The organism is Aphanizomenon flos-aquae FACHB-1287, assembly GCF_014698755.1.
Lineage (GTDB): Bacteria > Cyanobacteriota > Cyanobacteriia > Cyanobacteriales > Nostocaceae > Dolichospermum > Dolichospermum flosaquae.
The window spans coordinates 1-5,426 of record NZ_JACJTO010000077.1 but is presented as its reverse complement, the minus strand read 5'-3'; the positions used below and the strand labels follow the sequence as shown (position 1 = coordinate 5,426).

Below are 5,426 nucleotides of genomic sequence, written 5' to 3'. Positions count from 1 at the left end.
TTTGTCTTATATCAGTCGAATATGCTGCTGCCATATATATCTCAATTATTTTCTTTTTTTTCCATCTTTAAAGTTTACCATCTTTGTACCGCTTTTGATCTCAAACTGCTGTAAATTAATTGTTGAACTTCTTTCTCCCGGTACAAGCGGTAAAGATAGAGGGGAAAAATTTAGATATTATTTAACAATACCCAGTTTACAAGAATATATCTTGATTGATTCTGAAAAAATCTCCGTTGAACGTTATTGTCGAGGAGAAGGAAGATTATGGCTTTATTATCAATATACAATAGGAGACATAATCACCTTCTCAAGTATTGCATTTGAATTTCCCATAGAAATGCTTTATGATGGTGTAGGATTGGAAACAGAAACATAAAATCACATTTCCCAAATAAATCAGATTAATGTCACCTAAAATTTAATCCCTTATTAAAATTATGGCCAAGCGTAAAAAAAGCAATCTTCAATGGATTAAAGAAACCCTAGAATTAAGCCCAGACCATCACTGGGAAGGACCTGATGATTATAAGATTTTTGTAGCCGGGAGGGGCGCGGTTCGCTTGAATGTTCCCCAAAATTGGGTATTTGAACCACAGGAAAAATCTTTCAAATTCATGGATAAAAAACCACCTGATGATGACTGTTGTCTAGAGTTATCTTACAATCATTTACCCCCCAATGACTGGACACTTTTTCCCCTTAAACACACTTTAAAAAAAATCATGGAAGATGATAGTCGTGATGTAATTGAAAGAGGAGAAGTGATAACTGTTAAGCGACAAACAGCCAGAATAATGTGGTGTGAAATTAAATTTATTGACACTCAAACCGAACCCAGAGAAGCTTTTTCTCGGACTTGTGTAGGTTTAGGTTCCAATATTCAATGTTTAATTACCTTTGATTATTGGGCAGATCAAGCAGAGCAATTAATACCGATTTGGGATGAAGTCATGCGGAGTTTGACACTAGGATTATATATCAGAGATCCTAGAACCGGTTTAGCTTTTCCTGATTAAAAGGTTAATTCACAAATCATCTGTGTTTATCTGCGCTTATCTGCGGTTAATTATGATTTATTGTACCTCACTCGAATGGTAATTACTGATGGTAACTATTTATAGTATTTATAGTATTTATTGGACTAGATTGGCACAATGTGGTTAGATGTTATGGAAAACGTAATTTCCTTTTTCATACTTCCTCTTAATATGCAAACCGATCTTATTAAACAATTACAAGTCAATCTTTCTGTAACTGCCGCTACCATAGCCTTGTTGGTGACTGCGCCATCAATGGCTTATGGTCAAGTTAACAGTACCATCACTAAGCCAGTCTCGTCAACTCCTAAAACATTAGTAGTTAATACATCTATTACTGAGACTGAAGTGTTGGCCGCCCAAAAAGCCTGGGGTGAAGCATTGGTTAATATCAGCACCACCTATGATCAAGAGGGGATAGCAGCCGCTAAAACATTAGCCGACAAGGTGATAGATGAATTATATGCTTATCAGTCAGGATTGGTGTTGTTTAAGCCCACCTTAACAACTGGAGACCAGACCTTCCGCACGACACACAAAGGAGCTTTGTCTTATTTTGTGGGTGGTGATTCCTCTTTCCCTAAAGATACTGGTTTTGCTCTCAAAGGATGGCGAAAAGTGGAAATTCGCAACGCTGGCATTTTTATTATCGGTAATACTGCTACCACTATGGGTAATGTTTCCATAACTGATAAAACAGGTAAAGTCACAACAGTAGATAAAACCTGGCAGTTTATTAGAGGTGGTGATGGCAAATTGCGTATTATTCTACACCATTCTTCTCTGCCCTATAGTCCAAAATAAACATTGCTTAGATATCTGAATTATGGGATAATTCGGGTATCTGAAATAACTCTATTGATTAGCGATCTGCTATGGTAGATTCATTAGGTCATTTGCACCTTAATATTCCCACACAAATTGAGCCGGGACAAGTAAATATTGTCAGGTGTTGCTGAATTGAGGTATGAAATTGGAAAATCAAAAAAATGAAACTCTGAGACTGGAGCGCCTCTGCGTGAAATAAAATCATACTCTTACAGCCATTCCCGGTGTTATAAGGTACATATTTAGCGGTCAAGATGCCCGCACCACAAGAGTTTTATCATTCAACTTTGCACCTCATCAGATCGGAAAGCGCTGTAATCAGCAACGCCTTAATCCAATTGTTGCATCTAAATATTAAAGTAAAGATCTAAATCCCAACTATAATTTTACATTTCTTTACAGAGTTTAGTTTTTTCATGCCAACTTATTTATTTTCAAGATATTGGGTAAACTGGAGACTGCAAATTAAACCATTACACAGATTAGTAATTCAATATTCATGGCAAATCCCACCGCAACTCTGGAAACTTCCCTTGGTACTATTACTCTTGAGCTATTCACCGATGTTATGCCCATAACGGCGGGAAATTTCATCAAATTGGCTAAAAGTGGGTTTTATGATGGTCTGCATTTCCACCGTGTCATTAATAACTTCATGGTGCAGTTTGGTTGTCCCTACAGCAAAGATCCTACCTCGTCTCGTGCAGGAACTGGTAATGGTCCTGATGGGTGCATTGAAGATGAGCACCCCGCAGACGGGAAACTTTCTAACGAACCAGGAACTCTATCTATGGCTAATACGGGAAGACCTAATAGTGGTAGTTGCCAGTTTTTTATCAACACTGTCCACAACTCTTATCTGGATTGGTTTACTGCGGGTCAATCTAAGCATCCTGTTTTCGGTCGAGTTACTGAAGGCATGGATGTATTAAAAACCATTGAAACCACTCCAACAGGACCTGGCGATCGCCCCAGAACTCCAGTTAAAATGATCAAAGTAACTATCCACGAATAAAATCAAAGATGAGTGTGGAGGTTTCTCCCCACTCTTCGGGAAAAATTCCCTATTTCTCATCAAAGAACTCCACAAAAAAACCAATCTAATCAAATAAATTAACCTTCTATTTCTTCTTCAGTAAAAATAGGAGGCCATAATTCAGAAACAGCTAATTCCCAACCTGGAAAAAGTTCTGGTAAAGTTAAAATATCGCCATTATTTAAAATAGTTGGTTCACCTTGGTGACGATAAACTGTAACAGTTTCTTCATCAGGATCAATTAAAATTCCCATCACAGCACCTAATTTGATCAAGTTGAGAATTTTAGTAACTAAAGGTTTAATTCTATCACTTTGAGATTTAATTTCTACTACTAAATCTGGTACAAGTTCACCAAAATAACGGGGACTTTGACGCAGACGTGCAGCCCGAACAAAAGAAACATCTGGTGCGGTGAGATTGCTATCAGGTAAAATGAAACCACCAGCAGAATCAAATACTCTTCCTAAACGACGAGGATAAACCCAATTAGCTAATAGCCGACTAAAAAGAATACCAACTTCACTAGATACAATATCCGATGGACCCACAATAGAAATTCTCCCATTTGTTAATTCTACATCGTAATCTAAACCGGCTTCACTAAAAGCAGTTTGGACTTGTTCTACATCTTTAATTGTCATGATTAACATAAAATCATTCTCCTAATATACAAAGTTGGGGTAATTAAAACAAACACAATTTGATTTTAGATTTCCTTAAATCGTATCTGGATCAATATTTAACTCTCTCAATTTTGCGGCTAACCTTTGGGATTTTTCGTTTGATATTTTCGCCTTTTCTGCTTCGATTTCTGCTCTTTTAGCTTCGATTTCTGCTCTTGTTGCTTCCATCTCTGCACTTTCTTCCGGTGTAGGAACTAAAACTCCTGATGATGTAAAATATCTTAATAAACCCTCATGAATCCCCAAATATAACCCCAATTCTTCACTCCATAAATGTCCTTTTTCATTAGGGTGTAAGGGTTGATATTTGCCACTAATTAAATTAAATCCTGCAAATTCCAATGTATAAGGATCAAACCAAAAATAATCAGGTGTACGGAAAGTATCTTGATAAAGTTCTTTTTTAATTTCTCTATCAGTTTTAGCTGTAGTTGGTGAAAGAATTTCGACAATGACATGAGGATATTTGCCATTTTCTTCCCACACTACCCAACTTTTTCTAGTTTTTCGTTCTGTTCCTAAAACTACAAAAAAATCTGGACCTCTAACATCTTTTGATTTTTTTTGATGAGGACTATAGTAAATACTTAGGTTTCCGACAGCATAAAAATCTGTTCTCTCCTTCCATAGCCATTCTAAACATTTAAAGAGGAGAATAATTTGTCGTAAATGTAGTTCTGTTTCCACGGGGGGTTCATCACTATATAGGTCACTGGGTGGGAAAATGATATCTTCTGATGTGTTAGGTTGTAATTCCAGTGCTTGAGTAATCATCATGATATGATACCAAGTAATTATTTGTTTATCGTAGCATTAATTGTCTGAAATGGCTAACGCCACGCTTCGCTATCAGGATGTCCAAGATTTTAGGATTTACAGGATGAGGGACTCGGTCATTAATTCGAGCGATCGCCCCAACCAAATTATTGAGAGAAGCGATCGCCCCCAATTCTTGAGGAAAACCCAGGCGATCGCAACACATAAGGGACATCCAATTAAAAAAATACCCAAAAATTTCTTGTAGTGCGGGCATCTTTCCCGCTACATCAAGGACGGACAGGATGCCCATCCCACGAAATTGGGTAATTTATTTTTTGGTGTTTCCTAAGAGAACTGCACAAAAAAGAAGATCATCATGGTAGAAGAGATTATTCAACCCCAGTTGAATGAACAGATACGTCTGAAAATTATAGGAGATTTGTTTACAAACTCGTTGAGACAACAAATAAGCACCTTAGAAATCGAAGTTAATTTAGCAGCTAAATACAATCTTCCACTTATCATCACTCAAACTAGTTAAAATATACTAACACATCCACAGAGTTTGAACTGCCCCATCCGGGGATGGAGAAGTTGAGAAACCAACAATCTCAAGTTTAAGAAAGAGCAAAAACCGCATCATTGAAATCATTGTTGGAATATTGGGTAGCGGTAGCGGGTAAATCCTCAAATCCATAGACCCCATTACCATAGGAACGGAGGTGGGGAGATTTATCGGGATTAGCTGACCCAAAGCTAAAATAGGCTACAGGTTCCTGTACGAATCTAGGTGCATTATTGAACTCATTACCTGCTTCCGTAGCAACAAGGTCTCGGACATATTGAAGTGCATTGGCAAATCGGTTTACGTCTCCGTTTTCAGCAGCGATGAAATCTTCTACTCCCTGTTGTAAATTGGGGAAGTAAGTTCCACAGTTAGCAATAACAAAAGGAGCATAAAACTTACAGCAGTTTGAGATCAAAAGCGGTACAAAGATGGTAAACTTTAAAGATGGAAAAAAAAGAAAATAATTGAGATATATATGGCAGCAGCATATTCGACTGATATAAGACAAA

9 protein-coding genes are annotated in these 5,426 nt (G+C 37.3%); 5 read left to right on the top strand and 4 right to left on the bottom strand.

Annotated elements, in window-relative coordinates; genetic code table 11:
* The 4 genes from H6G44_RS19815 to H6G44_RS19800 all read left to right on the top strand — a co-directional run.
* On the top strand, window positions 1-379 hold a 379-nt coding region (locus H6G44_RS19815; protein ID WP_242046787.1), incomplete at its 5' end, for a Uma2 family endonuclease.
* A gap of 61 nt (window positions 380-440) precedes the next feature.
* Window positions 441-1,019 (top strand): hypothetical protein, encoded by a 579-nt coding sequence (locus H6G44_RS19810; RefSeq protein WP_190388263.1) that lies wholly within the window; start codon window positions 441-443, stop codon window positions 1,017-1,019.
* Window positions 1,020-1,211: 192 nt separating this feature from the next.
* Entirely contained in the window at window positions 1,212-1,844 is a 633-nt protein-coding gene (locus H6G44_RS19805) for a hypothetical protein (RefSeq protein ID WP_190388264.1), read from the top strand.
* 523 nt (window positions 1,845-2,367) lie between these two features.
* Window positions 2,368-2,883 carry a peptidylprolyl isomerase gene (locus tag H6G44_RS19800; protein ID WP_190388265.1) on the top strand — a complete coding sequence of 172 codons (516 nt, stop codon included), beginning with the start codon at window positions 2,368-2,370 and terminating at the stop codon, window positions 2,881-2,883.
* A 98-nt stretch (window positions 2,884-2,981) separates the two neighbouring features.
* On the opposite strand, the gene H6G44_RS19795 is transcribed toward H6G44_RS19800, so the two are convergent.
* The 3 genes from H6G44_RS19795 to H6G44_RS19785 all read right to left on the bottom strand — a co-directional run bounded on the left by H6G44_RS19795 (window position 2,982) and on the right by H6G44_RS19785 (window position 4,623).
* The gene (locus tag H6G44_RS19795) at window positions 2,982-3,557 is read right to left on the bottom strand and encodes a Uma2 family endonuclease (RefSeq protein WP_168694845.1); all 576 of its coding nucleotides are present in this window, start codon (window positions 3,555-3,557) and stop codon (window positions 2,982-2,984) included.
* 66 nt (window positions 3,558-3,623) lie between these two features.
* The gene (locus tag H6G44_RS19790; RefSeq protein WP_190388266.1) at window positions 3,624-4,367 is read right to left on the bottom strand and encodes a Uma2 family endonuclease; all 744 of its coding nucleotides are present in this window, start codon (window positions 4,365-4,367) and stop codon (window positions 3,624-3,626) included.
* A 25-nt stretch (window positions 4,368-4,392) separates the two neighbouring features.
* Entirely contained in the window at window positions 4,393-4,623 is a 231-nt protein-coding gene (locus H6G44_RS19785; protein ID WP_190388267.1) for a hypothetical protein, read from the bottom strand.
* 102 nt (window positions 4,624-4,725) lie between these two features.
* On the opposite strand from H6G44_RS19785, the gene H6G44_RS19780 reads away from it, so the two are divergent.
* Complete coding sequence (locus H6G44_RS19780) at window positions 4,726-4,890, top strand: hypothetical protein (protein ID WP_375379331.1); 165 nt, start codon at window positions 4,726-4,728, stop codon at window positions 4,888-4,890.
* A gap of 76 nt (window positions 4,891-4,966) precedes the next feature.
* On the opposite strand, the gene H6G44_RS19775 is transcribed toward H6G44_RS19780, so the two are convergent.
* A partial coding sequence (locus tag H6G44_RS19775; RefSeq protein ID WP_190595393.1) for a DUF4114 domain-containing protein occupies window positions 4,967-5,426 on the bottom strand: 460 nt, incomplete at its 5' end.